This is a genomic window from Flavobacterium cheniae (assembly GCF_004363695.1).
GTDB lineage: Bacteria > Bacteroidota > Bacteroidia > Flavobacteriales > Flavobacteriaceae > Flavobacterium > Flavobacterium cheniae.
This window is the reverse complement of the sequence record NZ_SNZC01000006.1, coordinates 56,410-76,779: the sequence shown is the minus strand read 5'-3', so window position 1 is coordinate 76,779 and position 20,370 is coordinate 56,410. Positions and strand designations below refer to the sequence as shown.

Annotated in this window: 19 protein-coding genes; 11 read left to right on the top strand and 8 right to left on the bottom strand. The window is 32.4% G+C overall.

Annotated elements, in window-relative coordinates; translation table 11 throughout:
- Positions 1-28 precede the first annotated feature (28 nt).
- Positions 29-568, bottom strand: a complete 540-nt coding sequence (locus C8D80_RS12305) for an AAA family ATPase (protein WP_133610838.1) — start codon at positions 566-568, stop codon at positions 29-31.
- Between the two features lie 125 nt (positions 569-693).
- On the opposite strand from C8D80_RS12305, the gene C8D80_RS12300 reads away from it, so the two are divergent.
- The 4 genes from C8D80_RS12300 (at position 694) to C8D80_RS12285 (ending at position 4,129) form a co-directional block, all read left to right on the top strand.
- Positions 694-978, top strand: coding sequence for a DUF493 family protein (locus C8D80_RS12300; RefSeq protein ID WP_133610909.1), 285 nt, complete (start codon positions 694-696; stop codon positions 976-978).
- Between the two features lie 7 nt (positions 979-985).
- Positions 986-1,687, top strand: a complete 702-nt coding sequence (locus tag C8D80_RS12295; RefSeq protein ID WP_133610836.1) for a DUF4290 domain-containing protein — start codon at positions 986-988, stop codon at positions 1,685-1,687.
- Between the two features lie 8 nt (positions 1,688-1,695).
- Positions 1,696-3,006, top strand: coding sequence for a UDP-N-acetylglucosamine 1-carboxyvinyltransferase (murA, locus tag C8D80_RS12290; protein ID WP_133610834.1), 1,311 nt, complete (start codon positions 1,696-1,698; stop codon positions 3,004-3,006).
- A 355-nt stretch (positions 3,007-3,361) separates the two neighbouring features.
- Positions 3,362-4,129, top strand: coding sequence for a sulfite exporter TauE/SafE family protein (locus C8D80_RS12285; protein WP_133610832.1), 768 nt, complete (start codon positions 3,362-3,364; stop codon positions 4,127-4,129).
- Between the two features lie 36 nt (positions 4,130-4,165).
- On the opposite strand, the gene C8D80_RS12280 is transcribed toward C8D80_RS12285, so the two are convergent.
- The 3 genes from C8D80_RS12280 to C8D80_RS12270 all read right to left on the bottom strand — a co-directional run bounded on the left by C8D80_RS12280 (position 4,166) and on the right by C8D80_RS12270 (position 7,720).
- Positions 4,166-6,631: a DUF5686 and carboxypeptidase regulatory-like domain-containing protein gene (locus tag C8D80_RS12280; RefSeq protein ID WP_133610830.1), complete on the bottom strand. Its 2,466-nt coding sequence runs from the start codon at positions 6,629-6,631 to the stop codon at positions 4,166-4,168.
- A gap of 45 nt (positions 6,632-6,676) precedes the next feature.
- Complete coding sequence (gene aroQ / locus C8D80_RS12275) at positions 6,677-7,090, bottom strand: type II 3-dehydroquinate dehydratase (RefSeq protein WP_133610828.1); 414 nt, start codon at positions 7,088-7,090, stop codon at positions 6,677-6,679.
- A gap of 75 nt (positions 7,091-7,165) precedes the next feature.
- Positions 7,166-7,720 carry a porin family protein gene (locus C8D80_RS12270; RefSeq protein ID WP_133610826.1) on the bottom strand — a complete coding sequence of 185 codons (555 nt, stop codon included), beginning with the start codon at positions 7,718-7,720 and terminating at the stop codon, positions 7,166-7,168.
- Positions 7,721-8,025: 305 nt separating this feature from the next.
- Between C8D80_RS12270 and C8D80_RS12265 the strand changes: the two genes are divergently transcribed.
- From C8D80_RS12265 to xerD, 4 genes are all read left to right on the top strand, one after another.
- Complete coding sequence (locus tag C8D80_RS12265) at positions 8,026-8,649, top strand: outer membrane protein (protein WP_133610824.1); 624 nt, start codon at positions 8,026-8,028, stop codon at positions 8,647-8,649.
- Positions 8,650-8,784: 135 nt separating this feature from the next.
- On the top strand, positions 8,785-9,327 hold the full coding sequence (locus C8D80_RS12260; RefSeq protein WP_133610822.1) for a porin family protein: 543 nt from the start codon (positions 8,785-8,787) through the stop codon (positions 9,325-9,327).
- Positions 9,328-9,518: 191 nt separating this feature from the next.
- The gene (locus C8D80_RS12255) at positions 9,519-10,163 is read left to right on the top strand and encodes a porin family protein (protein ID WP_133610820.1); all 645 of its coding nucleotides are present in this window, start codon (positions 9,519-9,521) and stop codon (positions 10,161-10,163) included.
- Between the two features lie 79 nt (positions 10,164-10,242).
- The gene (gene xerD, locus C8D80_RS12250; protein ID WP_133610818.1) at positions 10,243-11,142 is read left to right on the top strand and encodes a site-specific tyrosine recombinase XerD; all 900 of its coding nucleotides are present in this window, start codon (positions 10,243-10,245) and stop codon (positions 11,140-11,142) included.
- 328 nt (positions 11,143-11,470) lie between these two features.
- On the opposite strand, the gene rny is transcribed toward xerD, so the two are convergent.
- The 3 genes from rny to C8D80_RS12235 all read right to left on the bottom strand — a co-directional run bounded on the left by rny (position 11,471) and on the right by C8D80_RS12235 (position 13,832).
- Entirely contained in the window at positions 11,471-13,033 is a 1,563-nt protein-coding gene (gene rny, locus C8D80_RS12245; RefSeq protein WP_133610816.1) for a ribonuclease Y, read from the bottom strand.
- 207 nt (positions 13,034-13,240) lie between these two features.
- Positions 13,241-13,534 (bottom strand): cell division protein ZapA, encoded by a 294-nt coding sequence (locus C8D80_RS12240; protein WP_133610814.1) that lies wholly within the window; start codon positions 13,532-13,534, stop codon positions 13,241-13,243.
- Between the two features lie 7 nt (positions 13,535-13,541).
- Entirely contained in the window at positions 13,542-13,832 is a 291-nt protein-coding gene (locus C8D80_RS12235; RefSeq protein WP_133610812.1) for a hypothetical protein, read from the bottom strand.
- A gap of 192 nt (positions 13,833-14,024) precedes the next feature.
- Between C8D80_RS12235 and C8D80_RS12230 the strand changes: the two genes are divergently transcribed.
- From C8D80_RS12230 to C8D80_RS12220, 3 genes are read left to right on the top strand one after another with little or no spacing between them, the layout of a single operon-like run.
- Entirely contained in the window at positions 14,025-15,707 is a 1,683-nt protein-coding gene (locus C8D80_RS12230) for a M23 family metallopeptidase (RefSeq protein WP_133610810.1), read from the top strand.
- A 9-nt stretch (positions 15,708-15,716) separates the two neighbouring features.
- Positions 15,717-18,185 (top strand): TonB-dependent receptor, encoded by a 2,469-nt coding sequence (locus C8D80_RS12225; RefSeq protein ID WP_394364583.1) that lies wholly within the window; start codon positions 15,717-15,719, stop codon positions 18,183-18,185.
- A gap of 39 nt (positions 18,186-18,224) precedes the next feature.
- Entirely contained in the window at positions 18,225-18,938 is a 714-nt protein-coding gene (locus tag C8D80_RS12220) for a hypothetical protein (RefSeq protein WP_133610808.1), read from the top strand.
- 595 nt (positions 18,939-19,533) lie between these two features.
- On the opposite strand, the gene C8D80_RS12205 is transcribed toward C8D80_RS12220, so the two are convergent.
- Positions 19,534-20,235 (bottom strand): hypothetical protein, encoded by a 702-nt coding sequence (locus C8D80_RS12205; protein ID WP_133610804.1) that lies wholly within the window; start codon positions 20,233-20,235, stop codon positions 19,534-19,536.
- Between the last annotated feature and the right edge of the window lie 135 nt (positions 20,236-20,370).

The following is a 20,370-nucleotide window of genomic DNA, read 5'->3' as shown; positions in this document are numbered from 1 at the left end:
CTTTTAGAAACACTAAAATACAAAAAAATTATTTAACAAGATGTTTCATAATAAAATCAACACGATTTTCAACCGTGTCTTTTGGAACTTCTGTAATCGAATAGCCGTAATTTTTATAAGTTTCCATCAAATGTTCGTGAATCAAAACTGCTTGTTCGTAATTTTCATAACGTTCCGCATCACTTACATAAATTTCTTTCCATGGTGGTAAAACAAAAATGGCAGAGTATTTATGATCTTGACAAGCTTTATCAAAAAACGCAGGGTACGAATCACCAATGTAATGCATGTAGGCTAAAACATCTGGAATACCACGGTCTAAAAAAACGATGTTCGCTTCTTCATTTAAAGCTTCTTTGAATTGTCTTTTTCGGCCTTCTAATAATAACTCACTGAATAAAAGTGGTTTTTCTAAGAACAATTGTTCTATTCCTTGCTCTTGTGCTTCACGAATTACTTCACGTGAAACTTCAGGATAACAAGTGTGTCCTTTTTCTTTTAAAGCCTCTATTAAGGTGGTTTTCCCAGAGCTTGGTCCACCAATTAAAACCACAATTTCTTTATTCATATTGGAAATACTAAGTCGCAAAAGTAAGTTTTTTTAAAAATCTAATCAACTTAAAAAATTATAAGTTACTACAATATAATTCTGAACATAAAAAAGTATATTTGCTTTTCCAATACGAAATGATGATGGATAAGAAAACAGAAGATTTTTACGCAAGATTAAAAGAAGAGTTAACCAATTCAACACTTTGGCCTTCAGAGTATTTGTATAAGTTTATTATGCCTTCTGATGTGCATAGTATTGCTAAGGTAGAAGCGGCATTTAATGATATGGGCGCGGTTATTACTACACAACAATCTAAAACAGGGAAATTTACCAGTGTTTCCATTAGTGTAACTATGGCAAGTCCTCAAAATGTGATAGATAAATACATTGAAGTCTCGGATATCGAAGGCATCATTTCATTATAAAAAAAACATGCAAGAAGAAGTAAGTTATTTAGAATATAATTCAGAACGTCCGCATTTGATTATTCCAGAATACGGAAGACATTTGCAGAAATTGATTGACCAAGCCACTGAAATTGAAGATCGTGAAGAACGAAACAAAGCGGCAAAATACATCATTTCGGTTATGGGTTCATTGAATCCGCATTTAAGAGACGTATTGGATTTTCAACATAAACTTTGGGATCAGTTGTTTATTATGTCTGATTTTAAATTAGATGTAGATTCGCCTTATCCAATTCCATCAAAAGATATTTTAACTCAGAAACCGGAGCGATTAAAATATCCTCAAAATTATCCAAAGTACCGTTTCTACGGAAACAACATCAAATACATGATTGATGTAGCAAACAGCTGGGAAGAAAGTGATTTAAAAAATGCTTTAGTCTTAGTAATTGCGAATCACATGAAAAAATGTTACTTGAGTTGGAACAAAGACACGGTAACCGATGAGGTGATTTTCGAACATTTATTAGAACTTTCGGGAGGAAAATTAAATCTTTCTAAATCAAATGAAGAGCTTTCGAATACACACGATTTAATGAAAGTGAATAAGAAAGTTTCGAATAAAACACAATTTGGTCCTAGTAAAGTGGGGATTATTAAGAAAAATAACAATCCAAAAGGACATTTGAACAAGAACAATCAAAATAAAAATACATTTAAAAAATAGGCAGTTGCATGGGAACATTTAAAATCGAAGGAGGAATCGCATTAAAAGGAGATATTACACCACAAGGTGCAAAAAATGAAGCGTTACAAGTTTTATGTCCTGTTTTGCTAACTTCTGAAAAAGTAAGAGTAACGAATATTCCAGATATTATTGATGTTAACAAACTAATTACGCTTTTAGGTAATTTAGGAGTTAAAATCCAAAAAAATGGACCTGGTGATTACACGTTTCAAGCCGATGAGGTAAATGTAAACTACTTAAAAACAGAAGCATTCAAAAAAGAAGGTGGAAGTTTAAGAGGTTCTATTATGATTGTTGGACCTTTATTAGCGCGTTTTGGTTGTGGATACATTCCTAAGCCAGGAGGTGATAAAATTGGGCGTCGTCGTTTAGATACGCACTTTGAAGGTTTTATTAACCTAGGAGCTAAATTCAGATACGAAAGAGAAGATCATTTCTATGGAGTAGAAATCGACGGAAGATTACAAGGTTCTTATATGTTATTAGACGAAGCTTCGGTAACCGGAACTGCTAATATTGTAATGGCAGCGGTTTTAGCTGAAGGAACAACTACGATTTATAACGCTGCTTGTGAACCTTACTTACAACAATTGTGTAAAATGTTAAACTCTATGGGAGCTAAAATTTCTGGAGTAGGGTCTAACTTATTAACGATTGAAGGAGTTGAAACGTTAGGCGGATGCGAGCACAGAATTTTACCTGACATGGTAGAAATTGGTTCTTGGATTGGTCTTGCAGCTATGACAAGAAGTGAAATCACGATTAAAAATGTGAGTTGGGAGAACTTAGGACAAATTCCAAACGTGTTTAGAAAATTAGGGATTACTTTAGAAAGAAAAGGCGATGATATTTACATTCCAGCTCATAAAGACGGATATGAAATCAAAACCGATATCGACGGTTCTATCTTAACTGTTTCTGATGCGCCATGGCCAGGATTTACACCTGACTTGTTAAGTATCGTTTTGGTAGTTTGTACACAAGCAAAAGGCGATGTTTTAATTCACCAAAAAATGTTTGAAAGCCGTTTGTTCTTCGTGGATAAATTAATTGATATGGGAGCAAAAATTATGTTATGTGATCCGCACAGAGCTGTAGTTATGGGACATAATTTCCAATCGCAATTAAAAGCAACTACGATGAGTTCACCAGATATTAGAGCTGGAATCTCATTATTAATTGCCGCTTTAACTGCAAAAGGAACGTCAACCATTCAAAATATCGAACAAATCGACAGAGGTTACGAGCGCATAGACGAAAGACTTCGTGCAATTGGAGCTAACATCGTAAGAGTATAATTTTAAATTTCAAAACTGAAAAACCAAATTCCAAGTAAAAAGGAGTTTGGTTTTTTTATTATAAACCAAATGACTACTGCTTTGTCAAGCTGAACTTGTTTCAGCTTCAAATTTAAACATATAAGTCACATAAGTTTTAAGTTCATGTTAATTACTTTAAAAAGTCCATAAAAGCAAAATATTCCACAAACTTTGTCATTCCGTCAGGAATCTCTTGAGCTATTGATTTATCAATTTAAAAATAATTATTAAGATTTTACCAATTTCTCCAATCAGTGTTCCTATTTTTGCGCTTAGATTTGAATTTTGTACTTGATTTTGTATTTGAATTTGCCCTTGAACTTGATATTTTAAAATGGAAACCTACATCATCATTTTTCTTTGCATTGCTTCCTTCGTAGCCGGTTTTATCGATGCTATTGTGGGTGGTGGTGGACTAATTCAAACACCAGCAGCTTTAATTTTATTGCCTAATGTACCTGTTGCGTCTATTATAGGAACATTGAAAATTCCAGGGTTTAGTGGAACAAGTATTGCAGCGTATCAATATTTGAAAAAGGTAAAAATTGATTGGAAGTTGTTTGTTGTTATGGCAATTATTTCGTTCTCTTTTTCTTTTTTAGGATCAAGTTTGTTGAATGTCATGAAAAACGATTTCATGAAACCAATTCTATTTGTAATATTAATTCTATTGCTAATTTATACCTATTACAAGAAAGATTTTGGTCATTTCCATATTAGTATTTTAACCAAAAACCAACTTTATCTTTACGCATCACTTATTGTGGCTGTTTTGGGTTTTTATGATGGTTTTATTGGTCCAGGAACTGGAAGTTTATTAATTATGGCTTTTATTGCTGTTCTTGGGTTTGACTTTTTACAAGCCAACGCTAATGCTAAATTAGTTAATCTAGCTACTAATTTTGGTTCTATTACTTTATTTGTGCTTAAAGGAAAAATCATTTGGGCAGTTGCCATACCCATGGCAATTTGCAATATTATAGGTGCTTGGCTTGGAGCTAAGTTAGCTATTTCTCAAGGCAACGGATTTATTCGTGTTTTCTTTTTACTGGTAGTTGGATTAGCGTTGATTCGTTTTGGATATGATGTGTTTTTTAAATAAAAAAGCACCCCTTTAATTGAAGTGCTTCTTATTATTTTAGAATTTAACACCAAACATCACGCCATCACCTTGAAAACCGTTTTGGTAACTTCTTACATAATCAACGCGTAAGAATCTAAATTTACCCCAACCAATATTATCAAATCCAACAGTAAATTCTTGATACGGTTTCATATTAGGAATGTTTAACTGATGAAAACCACCTATTAAATTCCATTGTAGTTTGTTCAACAACGGAATCTTATTCATAATGTAGCCTTTAAAATTGTGCTCAATATGGGTTTCTAAATACGCATCATTCGTAGAATGTGTATAATAAGGAAGCAAATTAAACGCGTTCAAGGAATTGTTCAACAAATTCACATGTGTTTGATTTCCATTGAAATGTTTGTAATCTACGAATGAGATTTTATCGGCATTAAAGAATTTCCCCGCTTTAAATCGTAAGCCAAAATCACCTTTGTTTCCAATGGTTTTGTTGTAATCTACGGTTGCGGTAACAAAATCATAATGGTAATTACTGTTAGAAGCACCAAATGCTTTTTCGTAATAGAAACTCAATATTGGATAATCGTCATTTTGAATATTAATCTTTCCATCAGGGCGCGAAATGTATTTTTGACCAAAACGAATACGCGTTCCCAAACTCGCTTTCATAATATGATGCTTTTCAAACGGAACCGAAGTATAATTATCAGGTTGCAGCGGATCATTAGAAAAATATAAATCATCATTTTTAATCATTGTATAATCCGTGTTGTTGAATAACGCTCTTCGGTTTTCGTACAATAATTTACCTGAAGCAAAAATACCATTGGTAACTTCTCTTCCATAGTTAATTTCGGCAAATTCTTTATTATACAATTTCATGTAATTGTTTTTAAAGAATAAAGTCGCCACCGAATTTACCAAATTACTAATTGGTTCATTTGGGTTAAACTGACTAATAGCGCTTCCACCAGTTAAACTAATGTATGCGTTATTGCGGTTGTTAAATCGGTGGTAATAACGTCCGTTTACACGAAGTCTGTCTTCAGCAAAGCCATAATTAAAGGTTGACGAAATAGAAGTGAATTTTCCTGTTTCTTCATTCCATTTTCTAAAAGAAAACCCGCTATCTAAATTATAACCTTGCACTGTATTAAAACTGAAAGAGCTCAAATTGGTTAATCCTTGATAGTTGAAGTTCCAATTTTTATAGGAGTTTTTGTAGTTATAACCCGTAATGATTTTATGCAATTTAAACTTATTGCCTTTGGAATCAATAGAGTCTAAATATACTTGAGATTTTCTAATGGTTTGAATACTATCTTTTTTAACGTAATTAGTAGTTTCTTCTTCCGTTAACGGAACTGGGCGATAAGTTTCCCAATAAGTTGCTTCCTTTTTATTAGCGTTTTCGGCAAACGTAACGACTTCTTTACCAAAAGTTTTCTTTTCAAAAGCATCTTTGAAATTATAATTGGTGAAAACATGGGTGAACTTTCCAGCGAATTTCATTCCGAAAATCCCAGCATTAAAATCTAACGTTTGGATGTTTTTAGCCCAAATTTTATTCTCGCTATTGTAACTGAAATTTTGTGTCAGTTTCATGGTTTCTAAAATAGGCTGTTGCATGCGATAGCCTTTGATATCTAAATTGATACCATAAATTGCCCAAGTGTCTTCTACTATATAAATGTAACCTTCAAAAACAGGTTCTTTATCGCGCTTAGGCGTAACCAAAATCTTATTGATTAACTGGTTTTTGTCGTCGTAAAACGTACTTTCTAATTTGTATTTATAGTAATTAAACGCATTATCCGAAATAGGAGAGACCATATTGATTCCGAAATCGACATAATTTTCGTAAAAATCATAATTGGTATTTAGTGCTGTGTTGTAGCTAAAACCGTTGTCGTTACCAGCAATTTTAGAGGCAATAATTTCTTCTTTTAAATTATCAGGTTTTTGAAATTTAATTTTTGAAACCGTTTCCGATTGGTAAATGATACCACTTCGGGTAGAATCTAAGTTACCTTCTAAATCACCAATTTCAACGCCCATGAATTTTTTAGGAATGTCTTTGGCTTTAAAAACACCTCTTGAGTAAAAATCAGCTTCAAATTTATCGGTTTTAGCAGCATTCTTCTTTTTACTTTTTATAGCGTTTCGAATAATTTCATTGGCTGGATTTTCGCCATTCATTACAACAACTTCTTTTAACTGAAAATCTTCTTCCATTAACACAACATCAAATTCATAAGGAAATTGCGAAATAGCCAGAATATGTTTCTGAGTTTTAAATCCTAAATACTGAAAAATTAAATGAACGTTACCTTTCTCATTAGTATTCAATTCGTATTTACCTAATTCGTTTGAAGTGGTACCTATATAGGTGTTCTCTATATAGATATTTACAAAAGGTAATGGATTTCCATCTTTGTCTTTTATAGTTCCTTTTATTTGAGCAAAAGAAAGAGTTGAAAAAGCGAAAAATAAAACAAATAAAATTTTATTCATGAGGTTTTTATTTTAATAGACGTTTATTTCTAAAGAAAGGTTGTATTAGACAAAAGATTTTAGAGCCAATTCATAACTCTGCAATCCAAAGCCAATAATGACACCTTTTGCGTTTGGTGATATGTAGGATTGATGACGAAAAGATTCTCTAGAAAAAGTATTGGAAATATGAACTTCTATAACTGGAGTAGTAACGGCTTTTACTGCATCACCAATTCCTATAGAAGTATGTGTGTAAGCACCAGCATTTAAAACAATACCATCGTAAGCGAAACTAGTTTCTTGAATTTTAGAAATAATCTCTCCTTCTATATTACTCTGAAAATAGTCTAATGTTATAGTTGGAAACTGAATTTGTAATTTTTCGAAATACGATTCAAAAGTTTCATTTCCATATACTTCAGGTTCTCTTTTTCCTAATAGATTAAGATTGGGACCGTTTATAATGATGATTTTCATGTAGATTGTTTTTGTAAAAATAAAAAAACCATTCCTTTTGAGAATGGTTTTAATAAAATATTGTGAATTTTAGTATTAAAACATGTAACCCACTGAAAACTGAATTACCGAGTTTTTCACATCGGCATCTTGTTTGGCTTCAGTTAATCCCGCTACATAGCGTCCTGAAACAAATAAACCATTTGTTATTTTATAACTTAATCCACCGGCTAAGCCAAAATCAAAGGAATTAGTGTCGTTTGTGTCAACTTCATTGCGCTCGCTAACTAAAACAGAAGCTTGCGGCCCTAGCTCTAAACTCAGTTTATTAGAAGTCAAATAAAATTTAGCCAATACAGGTAAAGATAAATAACCAAGCTCATTTTTTATTTGGTCGCCAAAACTTTCTAATTCGGAACCTTGAGTAGAATAAAGAAGCTCAGGTTGAATAGCAAAGTTTTCAAACACTTTCAACTCCATAACGGCACCAACATGATAACTGGTTATAGTTTTAAAATCTACCCCTGAAATATCGCCACCCGTATAGTTAGCAAAATTAACACCTCCTTTAACACCAAATTTCAGCATTTGAGCCTGTGAAAAACCAGTTCCTAGAACTAGTAAAATCAATGTTGCAATTGTTCTTTTCATATCGAATTGTTTTTTTAAGTAACGCTTGCTAGCGCTTTTTAGTATAATTAACGACAAAATGCATATTTTAACGTTTTTTGGAATTATTTAATTATCAGTTATTTGCGTTTTTTTTCATTTTTTTTGGAGATGTTTTTTTTATTAAAAAAACTTTAAATTTTTATTTTTTACAATTCTTAACCTGTTGATTATGAACAATATCGATTTTACTTGTTAATAAAATTGTTCATAACATAACAAAATTTGTTATTTTGTGTAGAAAAATGCTATAAATTTGCCCTATTAACTTTAAATTTAAACTAAACATGAAAAAAGTTTTATTATCTGCTGTAGCATTATTGGCTTTCGGTTTTGCTAACGCACAAGAAGAAGAAAAAGGAAACGGTGGATTCGCTAAAGGTGATGTATTCGTTTCAGGAGCTTTCACTTTAAGCTCAGCTAAAACTGGAGATTTCAAAGAAAATTCTTTTGAAATCGCTCCTAAAGTTGGATACTTTGTAACTGAGAACATCGCTATTGGTGCTTCAGTTGGTCTTATGTCAGACAAATTATCTGCAGGTGGTGATGATGTAACTAATTCTGGTTTAGGATTAGGTGCATTTGGACGTTACTACTTTACTCCAGCTAGTAAATTTTCTTTATTCGCTGAGTTAGGATTAGATTATACATCTTATGACAATGAGTATTTCATTGACACTGATGGATCTATCATCGTTCCTGGAGGTTCTTTTGAAAGCAAAGAAGTTGGTTTCGGATTAGGAGCTGGTATGAACTACTTCGTATCTTCTAACTTCTCTATCGAAGCTGGTGTAGCTGTTTTAGGTTACTCTTCTAACGATAATGGTGGAGATGGTGCTGACAAAACTAACACTTTCTCTTTTGGAGGTGATTGGAGAGCAGTTACTTTCGGAGTTAACTACAAATTCTAATTTGTAAAACAAATAAGTAAAAAATCCCGCTTCGGCGGGATTTTTCTGTTTATCGATTTTTTTATTTATTTCATCGGATATATTTTCTTAATTAGTAAGTTTTCTTACATTTGACAAACATTTAAAAATAGTAACATGAAAAAAGTTTTATTATCTGCTGTAGCATTATTAGCTTTTGGTTTTGCTAACGCACAAGATTCTAAAGGAGGATCAACGGACATGAAATTTGGTGTTAAAGCTGGTTATAGCTCAACTAACTTTACAGGTGATGCTGATGGTGGTGATGCTAGAGGTGGTTTTTACATTGGTGGTTTAGTAGATTTCGCTGTATCTGAGAAATTTCACGTTCAACCAGAGTTAATGTACTCTACTGAAGGTGCTGATGAAGCAGGTGTAGATTATTTAAGAATTCCTGTAATGGCTAAATATTATGTAGCGGAAGGGTTTTCTTTACAAGCTGGTCCAGAAATCGCTTTCAAAATTGCAGCTGAGGATGATTTTACAGATGAAGCTGTTAAATCAATGGATTTTGGTTTAGGATTTGGTGCTGGTTACGAATTAGCTAGCGGATTAATGTTTGATGCTCGTTACAACTTAGGTTTATCTAATATTTCTGATATTGATGGAGCTGACTTCGGTAATGCAGGTATTCAAATTGGTTTAGGTTATAGATTTTAATCTCAACTTTTTAATAAAGAAAATCCCGCTTCGGCGGGATTTTTTTGTTATATCTTTTTCTAAATGTATATGTTTTTATATTCTAATGCTTATTAGAATAACAAATAAATTATCCTTACGGAAATCCGTACACTAGAGAGTTTTTTTTATTTTATGTTTGTAGCGTTAAAAATATAAACTATTTAAATATTATGAAAAAAATTATTTTAAGCGTAATTGCTATTGCAACATTTGGATTTTCTCAAGCTCAAGAAGTTAAATATGGAGCAAAAGCAGGTTTAAACTTAGCAACTTTGTCAGGAGATATTGAAGATTTAAATTCTAAAATTGGTTTTCACATTGGAGCTTTTGCTGAAATTAAATTTACTGAGAAGTTTTCATTCCAGCCTGAATTATTGATCTCAACTCAAGGAGCTAAATATGAATATTCTGAATCAGAGATTTTTGGTGGAACTGAGTTTGGATTTTCTGAAGAGTCAAATTTAAAACTTACCTATTTGAATATACCTTTAATGGCTAAATATTATGCTACATCAAAGTTTAGTTTAGAGGTAGGACCACAAATTGGTTTTTTGGTTAGTGCTAAAGAGGATTATGAATATGTAGAAACCATAGACGGTGATGTAGATTATTCTGAAAGTGAAGACGGAATTGACGTTAAAGATAATTTTAAATCGATTGATTTTGGAATGAACTTTGGTCTTGGTTATAATTTTACAGATAATGTTTCTGCTGGAATAAGATATAATTTAGGGTTGTCAAATATTTTAGAAGATTCTGGTGATTTTGAGGCACAAAATAGCGTTTTTCAACTTAGTTTAGGTTACAGATTCTAATTTCATGTTTTTTATTATAATTCCTAGCCCGAGCATTGCTCGGGTTTTTTTATTTCGATAATTTGCCTACATTTGAAATATGAGTACTTGGCAATCGTATATTAAAGAATATCAAAATTATCTGCGTTTAGAGCGTGGGCTTTCTAAGAATACCATTGAAAACTACACGTTTGATATTGAAAAATTAGTGTTGTTCTTACATCAGCACGATATTGCCGATTCTCCTATTACTATTACTGAAGAAACTATTCAGCAATTTATTTACGAAATTTCGTCTAAAGTCAATGCTCGTAGTCAATCACGCGTCATTTCTGGATTAAAAAGTTTTTTCAACTACTTAGTTTTCGAAGATTATCGAAAAGACACACCGCTTGAATTAATTGAAGTTCCTAAAACCGGTAGAAAATTACCCGATACTTTAGCCACAGAGGAAATAGATGCGTTAATTTCGGCAATAGATTTATCTACTCCAGAAGGCGAACGCAACAGAGCTATGTTAGAAACGTTATACAGTTGTGGTTTGCGTGTTTCTGAGTTAGTGGGTTTAAAGATTTCTGATTTGTTTTTTGAAGAAGGTTTCATCAAAATCACAGGAAAAGGAAATAAACAACGTTTTGTGCCTGTAGGAGGCTCTACAATCAAATATATTACATCTTATTTAAATTTGATTCGAGTGCATTATCCGGTGCAAAAAGGGCATGAGGATACGCTTTTTTTAAATAGGAGAGGAAGGCAATTAACTCGAGCGATGGTTTTTACGATTATAAAAGATTTAGCAGTAAAAATCAACTTAAATAAAACCATCAGTCCACACACATTCCGACATTCTTTTGCGACCCATTTATTGGAAAATGGAGCCGATTTACGCTCCATACAATTAATGCTCGGTCACGAATCGATTACTACAACCGAAGTGTATATGCATTTGGATAGAAAATTCCTTTCGGAAGTGTTGAATAATTATCATCCGAGGAAGTAGGGTTTGTTTTTACACAGAGATGCACAGAGTTTTTTTGAATTTCTTTGAGTCGATTAAGTGCTACACAGAGACGTTTTACTTTTTTTGAGTATTGCTCGCAAAGACGCGAAGTCGCTAAGTTTTCCTCAACGTTTGTCATGCTGAAAGCATCTCTTTTATGAACTTCAAATCGGAATTTAGTTCAAGATTAAACTTACATGACTTATATGTTTAAAACAAACAACAATAATCACTCACTAAAGAGATTCCTAACAGAATGACAAAAATGGGCATAAAAAAACCGTGCTAAAATGAATTAACACGGCATTTAATTTTCTATAACTTAAGACTATTTTGCAATATTCACAGCTCTAGTTTCACGAATAACCGTAATTTTAACTTGACCAGGATATGTCATTTCAGTTTGAATTTTTTGAGAAATATCGAACGATAAGTTTACTGCTGCATCGTCAGATACTTTTTCACTTTCTACAATAACACGTAATTCTCTACCTGCCTGAATTGCATATGCGTTTTTAACTCCATTGAATCCGAAAGCAATATCTTCTAAATCTTTTAAACGTTGGATGTATGAATCTAATACTTGTCTTCTTGCTCCAGGACGAGCTCCAGAAATAGCATCGCAAACTTGGATAATTGGAGAAATCAATGATTTCATTTCAATTTCGTCGTGGTGTGCTCCAATAGCGTTACAAACTTCTTCTTTTTCACCATATTTTTCAGCCCATTGCATACCTAAGATTGCGTGAGGTAATTCACTTTCAGTATCTGGTACTTTTCCAATATCGTGTAATAAACCAGCTCTTTTAGCTAATTTAACGTTTAATCCTAATTCAGCCGCCATGATACCACATAACTTAGCTACTTCTCTTGAGTGTTGTAACAAGTTTTGTCCGTAAGATGAACGATATTTCATTCTTCCTACTACTTTAATTAATTCAGGGTGTAATCCATGGATTCCTAAATCAATTACCGTACGTTTTCCAGTTTCGATGATTTCCTCGTCGATTTGTTTAGCCGTTTTTGCAACAACTTCTTCAATACGAGCTGGGTGAATACGTCCGTCAGTTACTAATTTGTGTAATGCTAAACGAGCGATTTCTCTTCTTACCGGATCAAAACAAGATAAGATGATAGCTTCTGGCGTGTCATCAACAATGATTTCAACTCCAGTTGCAGCTTCTAAAGCTCTAATGTTACGACCTTCACGACCAATAATTCTACCTTTTACATCATCAGATTCAATGTTAAATACCGATACACAGTTTTCTACTGCTTCTTCAGTACCTACACGTTGAATGGTGCTAATGATTATTTTCTTAGCTTCTTGGTGTGCTGTCATTTTTGCTTCTTCAACCGTATCTTGGATGAATGACATAGCATTTGTTTTGGCTTCCGCTTTTAAGCTTTCTACCAATTGTTCTTTAGCTTCCTCAGCAGATAAACCAGAAATTACTTCTAACTGTTCTACTTGACTTTTGTGAAGTTTGTCTATTTCTTGTTGTTTTTTGTCTAAAAGCTCAATTTTACTAGAGTATTCAGCAATTTTAGCTTCGGCTTCGTCATTTACTTTTTTCGCTTTAGCTAATTCATTAGAAATTTGAGATTCTTTGTCTCTTGTTCTTTTTTCAGCCTCTGCAGTTTTTTTATCTCTAGCTAAAATTACTTGTTCGTGTTCAGCTTTAAGTTCTAAAAACTTCTCTTTAGCTTGTAGGATTTTCTCTTTTTTAGTAGCTTCAGCTTCAGCTTTAGCATCTTTTAAAATTGAACCTGCTTCTTTTTTTGCGTTTTTAATAAGGTTTGAAACATTGCTTTTCTCTAAAAATTTAGCGATTCCAAAACCTCCTGCAAGACCAACAACAATTCCAATTATTATACTTAGTATGTCCATATGTGTGTTAAAAAATTATATAAAAAAAGCCTACATTAGGTGTTTGTATAAACTCTGTTATACAAGATTTGAGCTAACCTGCAGTTCAAACTTCCCACTTAAGGGCCTGTTATAGTTGCAAAGATTCACTCGTTTAATTTGTTAGTGTTGAGTTTATCAAATATATACTAATGTAGGCAGTATCGTATTTATGATGTAAGAACGTATTTATTTTGAGAGTAACTCGCTCAATTTTTTATCCAAATTTTGCAATCTGGTTATGTTAGTTTCATTATCTTGAGATTTACTAATTTGTTTTTGCTCTACTTGTGCTGCAAATTGCAAAGCACACATGGCTAAAACATCTTGTTTGTCTCTTACGGCATAGCTTTGTTCAAACTGTTTAATCATAGCATCTATTTTTTTTGAAGCACTTCTTAGTCCTTCTTCTTGTGATGGTTCCACAGTTAAGGGATACACACGATCTGCTATTGATATTTTAATTTTCAGTTTTTCACTCATGAGCTTTCTAATCTGAAAGTTGGGCTATACAATAATCGATTTCTCTGATTAATGAATTTATTTTGAGTTTCGTTTCTCGTTTATTTTCTTCACTGCCTAGTAATGAGTTTACCATTTTTAGAGTATCTAATTGGTTCTTCAGGGTTTCAATTTCGCCTGATTGCTTTTGTTGATTTTTTTTAGAAAGCAACAATTCGTCTTGCAACTCTTGGTTTTTCATTTCAAGCTGCGCCACTTTCTGGTTGAGCTTAAAAAATTTAACTTCGAGAGAATCAATTAATTCAGATAATCCATTCATTAATGATAGAATTCATTTCAATATTTCACAAAGTTAGCATTAGTAATCAAAAATAACAATACTTTTTACTAAATTTTGTGAATTAATTTTTATTATTTGTAACTATTTGATTATTAAATAATTATTATAGGTATGGTTTTTGTTTACTTTATATGAAATTATTTTAGTATTTTAGCACTAAACACAAGCACTATGAGATTTGTATTAGCCATTTTATTCACCCCATTCTTAATTTTTAGTCAGGATTATCCTCAAGATTATTTCCAATCACCTTTAGATGTAACACTTGATGTATCAGGTTCTTTTGGTGAATTACGAAGCAATCACTTTCATTCCGGTTTGGATTTTAAAACAAAAGGTGTTGAAGGTCTTCCAGTTTATGCCGCAGGTGATGGTTATATTTCAAGAATTAAAATCTCAACATTTGGTTACGGAAAAGCTATTTATGTTACGCACCCAAATGGCTATACATCAGTTTACGGACATTTGCAAAAAGCCAATGGTGCTATCGAATCTTTTATTAAAGCAAGACAGTACAAAGAACAATCTTATGAAGTAGAAATGTATTTGTACCCAACAGAATTACCAGTAAAAAAAGGAGATGTAATAGCTTTTTCTGGAAATACAGGAGGTAGTGGCGGTCCTCATTTGCATTTTGAATTTAGAAACACCAAATCGGAAGAAATTTTAAATCCGATGCATTTTGGTTTCAAGAAAATCATTAAGGATGAAAGAAAACCTGTTATTCAAGGACTTGTAGCTTATCCTTTAGATTCAACCACGGTTAATAATTCTCAAAAACCCATTAATATTTCATTTTCTAAACAAGCCGATGGAAGTTATTTAGGAGTGAAAGTTAAGGCTAACGGAAAAGTTGCTTTTGGAATTAACGCCTTCGATTTTTGTACCAATGCTTACAACAAAAACGGATTATACAAAGTAAAAGCGTATTTAAACGGAGTGTTGCAGTACCAATATGGTTTTGATGGTTTTGCATTTGATGAATCACGATACATTAATAATTTTATCGATTACGAACGTTTTCATTTGATGGGACAACGTGTACAAAAATTATTTCAAATATCGGATTATCCACTTTCTATCGTAGCGGGTAATAAAAAGGATGGTATTATTAAAGTACAACCTGGTGTAAATTATACATATCGAGTAGAGTTATTCGACTTTCATGGCAATAAAGTAGAATTGGTAATTCCAATAGAGTTTGCTAATTCACAACCCACAATTAAGAATGCGATTCAAAAAACACCTTACTTCGTAAAAGCTAAAAATGAAGCTATTTTTGAGAAAAATAATGTTTCAGTTCAAATTCCAGAAAATGCATTTTATTCTAATTTTTATTTAAATTTTGATGTTAGTAACGATATCCTAACGTTGCATGATGATAGTGTTCCGGTTCATAAAAACATTACAATTACTTTTAATGATGTACAAGGGTTATCGGAAGAACAATTGGCAAAAACCTATATCGCAACATTAGATGGTTATAAGTTAGATTACAATAAAACGTATCGAAAAGGAAATACATTTTCAATAAAAACCAAAACATTAGGAAAATATAAACTGGCTCAAGATGTAACACCGCCAAGAATTTACAACGTAAATTTTGTAGAAGGTAAAACTTTGTCAACACAAAAAACAATAAGTGTTTCGGTTACCGATTTACAATCTGACATTAATACTTACAATGGTTATTTGAACGGAAAATGGATTTTATTAGAATACGATTATAAAACAAAAAAGTTGGTGCACAATTTAGATGATAAAATTTGCGTTGAAGGTAGAAACGATTTAAAGATTGTTGTTACCGATAATTTACAAAATTCTACTACCTTTGAATCTTACTTTTTTAGATAATTAAAATCCATTCTTTTGAAAAATATAATTTTAGTATTCATTATTGGTTTGTTTTCTTTGACTGTTTCGGCTCAAAAAGCCAGAGTTAAAGGTGTTATTTTAGACGAATTTAATAATCCTGTTGAAAATGTAACTGTAAAAGTAGGAGACAAGGGAACTGTTTCTAATGAAAATGGTTTTTACCTTTTGGAATTGGAAGCCAATACAAAAGTAACCATAACTTTTTCTCACGTTTCATTGAAAAAAATCACTTTAGAATTGAATCTGAAGCCAAATGAAGATTTTGAGCTAAATCCGGTTATGAATTCAAAAGTAGAGGAGTTTGGAGAAGTTTTCGTAACAGGAAATAGTAAAAAACGTATCGAGGGTGTCACCACAATTGACCCTGTAATCATTAGAAAAATTCCGGGTGCTAATGCCGGAATCGAAAATATTATCAAAACGCTTCCAGGTGTTTATTCTAATAATGAATTGAGTACTTCGTATGCAGTTCGTGGAGGAAATTACGATGAAAACTTAGTATATGTAAACGAAATTGAAGTTTATCGTCCGTTTTTAATTCGTTCTGGTCAACAAGAAGGTTTGAGTTTTACGAATACCGATATGGTTCAAAATGTGGATTTCTCCGCAGGAGGATTTCAATCGAAATATGGCGATAAATTGTCTTCAGTTTTAGATATCACGTACCGAAACCCAAAACAATTTGCAGCAAGTTTAGAAGCGAGTTTATTGGGCGGAAGCTTAACGGCAGAAGGAATTTCTAAAAATCAAAAATGGACTAATATCACTGGTGTTAGATATAGAGATAATAGTCTTTTAGTAAACAGTCAGGAAACAGAAACTAATTTTAGACCCACATTTTTTGATGTTCAAACTTTGTTGAATTTCAATGCTTCAACCAAATGGAATTTTAGTTTTTTAGGAAACATTTCGCAAAATAGATACAATTACGAACCTTTAACACGTCAAACCAATTTTGGAACTATCGATGAACCAATTGCACTTTTGGTTTTTTATGAAGGACAAGAAAAAGATAAATATCTAACGTTTTTTGGTGCCGGAAAAGCCGTTTATCAATACAACGAAAAAAATAAATTGAAGTTTATCCTTTCAGGATATCACACACAAGAACAAGAATATTATGATATTTTGGCTCAATATCGTCTAGGTGAAGTAGATGCTAATATTGGTTCTGAAACTTTTGGAGATGTAGTTTTTACGCGTGGAATTGGTTCTCAGTTAAATCATGCTCGTAACGATTTAGATGCTTTAATCGTAAATGCAGAAGTTAAAGGTTTTCACGAATTAAATGAAAAATCTCAATTTGAATGGGGTGCAAAATTTACACTTGAAGATATTCGCGATAGAATTGTAGAATGGGAAGTTGTAGATTCGGCTGGGTTTTCATTACCTAACCCACTTTTAGATTATCAAAATGACCAACCTTACAATCCGTATGTTGGTCCATTAGCACCTTATCAAAATGTAAGAGCTACAAATTTCACCAGAATCAATAGATTGTCAGGTTATGCACAGTGGAATTACAGAGGAAATATAGGCGAACACGACTATTGGGTAAATGCTGGAATTCGTGCACATCAATGGCAAGTTGATGCTGATGGGCGACCAAAAGGTGATAGCCAAATTACGTTTTCTCCAAGAGTTCAGTTTGCATTTAAGCCCAATTGGGATAAAGATATGTTGTTCCGATTATCAGGAGGATTGTATCATCAACCGCCGTTTTATAGAGAATTACGAGATTATGATGGTGTAGTGCAAACTAATGTAAAAGCACAGCAATCGGTTCATGTAGTTTTGAGCAATGATTATAGTTTTAAAATGTGGAAACGACCGTTTAAATTGGTTTCTGAAGCGTATTATAAAAATATTACCGATGTAAATACGTATACAATTGATAACGTTCGTATTCGTTACAGAGCCAACAACGATGCCGAAGCTTATGCTTATGGGTTTGATGCTCGTTTAAACGGAGAATTTGTACCAGGAACAGAATCGTGGTTTACTTTTGGCTATTTAAAAACCGAAGAAAATCAAGATGGAAAAGGTTTTATTGCCCGCCCAACTGATCAACGATTAAAATTTGGAGTTTTGTTTCAAGATTATATGCCAAATATTCCAAACTTGAGATTGTATCTGAATTTGGTTTATAATACAGGATTGCCGGGTGGTTCGCCTGCTTATGCTGACCCATACGCTTATCAATTACGTTTGAATGATTACCGCAGAGCCGATGTTGGATTCTCTTTTGTGTTTAAAGATGAAAAAATCAAATCAAGTAAAGTTTGGTTAAAACCGTTTAATGAATTTTCATTAGGATTAGAAATTTTCAATTTATTCAACAATCAAAATGCCATTACGAATACTTGGGTGCGCGATGTGTATACGAAATCGCAATACGGAATTCCAAATTACATGACCACTCGAGTTTTTAATATTAAATTGGTTGCAAGGCTGTAATCAATGTTTTTTAGTATATTTGACTATAAATACTTTTCCATGAAACGCATTATCACATCAATAGTTTTGCTAACTACACTTATCAGTTGCAAGCAAGAAAAGGAAACACCAAAAGTAATTTACGAAGATGGAAAATCTAAGGTAGAAAATACCGCAAGAGATACTACGTCTTTTAAAGTTGCCGATTTGCCTATTTTGATGGAAGGAACGAAATATTTGATTCATCCAGTAGGCGATATTCGTGTGTATGATACCGATAGTAGAGCATACGGAAGTAGTAAAACGAACCAAGTAAGTTATGCGATTTCAAATTATAACCGATTTGAAATTACAGGATATTTTGATAATTTGAATTTTCAACATATTGATTCTACGAATGTAAAACCTTTAACCGATAAAAAAATTCAAATTCAAACTGCTACTTTTTTAGACGGAATTGCTTCAAAAACCAAGAAACAAATTATTGCTTATACATTGGTTGATGCGGATACCAATAAAGACGGTAAAATCAATCAAAACGACATCAAATCACTGTATTTGAGTACGGCAAGTGGCGAAAATCTCACGAAACTTTCAGAAGAATTTCAAGAATTAATAGATTGGAACATTATTGAAGCACAAAACCGTTTATATTTTAGATGTATCGAAGACATCAACAAAAACGGCGCATTTGACAAAAATGATAAAGTACATTATCACTATGTAAACTTGTTAGCAGACGAGTGGAAAGTGGAAATGTATACTCCTAATTAGATTAATAATGAAGAGATTAATTTATTTTGCGTTGTTGTTCCTTTCATTTGCTGGAATTGTACTTTTTTCTTACGCAAGAATTAATACTGGAATAAGCCTTAAGTACGAAGTTGAACCTGGAGAATGTATTTCTAATGTTTCTGGTAATAATTTATGTAAACAACAAGAATATTTTCTTTATTTAACGATTTTATTTTTTATTTTTTTTATTGTTGTAATTCTATTCTCAAAATTATTTTTGAGTAAAACAAAATCATAATTTCAATATGTCATCCCTACGGGATTTTAGATGCTATTTGGTATTCGGGTATTACCAATATTTTATGCCTAACGGCATTTATTCAAATTATAGTAATATTTATTAAAAAAACAATGTGTTAGTTCCGTAGGAACGATATATTGGTAGTAGTAGTAGTAGTAGTAGTAGTAGTAGTAGTAGTAGTAGTAGTAGTAGTAGTAGTAGTAGTAGTAGTAGTAGTAGTAGTAGATAAGTGAGAAAAAGTCCCGTAGGGACGACATCAAAATCAAAAATGAAGGAAAAATCAGTTTCAATCCGCGTTTCGCTTGGCGAATCAGTTTTATCCGCGTTCCAACTCTAAATCAAAATATCACTCTCTAAATCCGATTTTTCAATTTCAAAATCAAATCCTAATTTAGAAACCAATTCAATTACCAAATTTTTATACCAGTTTTCACTTTTTGGGTGAATGTAGATTTTTTCAATTAGTTGGTTTAGGTTTACATCTACTTTTAATCCGTTGTCGATTTTCATTCCGTTATTGGTAACGTCAGAAATAATGCGAATTTCTCTTTCGTACTGAAAACTTTTTCGTTTAAACAAAAATGGAAAAAACGTATCATCAAACGGAATAAACTCCTTTTTGTAATCGATATAATTTACGGCTCCAATGTATTGCTCCGTTTTTTTCTCAGGAAGTAAGGCTTCTTTTAATCTGCCAATAGTAGTTTGAATAGCCAAACCTTCCGTGTTTTGGGTGAAAATTTGCCACATCGCAAACGATTCGTATTCGTTAATGTGCCAACTGCTAACCACTACTTTTTCACGATGCGATTTGTAATTGTCTAAAAACTTCGGATTGTTAGCAGCAATTTTCTTGATTTCCTCAAAAGTAGGTTCCGAAAATGTGCCTTCATATTGGTCTTCAAACTTATCAGAACGCGACATAAATAACTGACGCGACAACAACATGTCTAAAAATTTAGACAAGTCCAAATATTTCCAAACAATGGTATCATTGTCATCGGGTAACGTAATATTTGAGCTGTTTATGTACATTATTATTCAAGTTCAAAATTCAAGTTCAAGTTCAAAATTCAATAATGAAAGAGATTCCTGTCGGAATGGCAAGTTTGTGTAAGACTTAAATGAACTTAATTCATAAAGATACTCAACTTTAAAAACTTATATGAC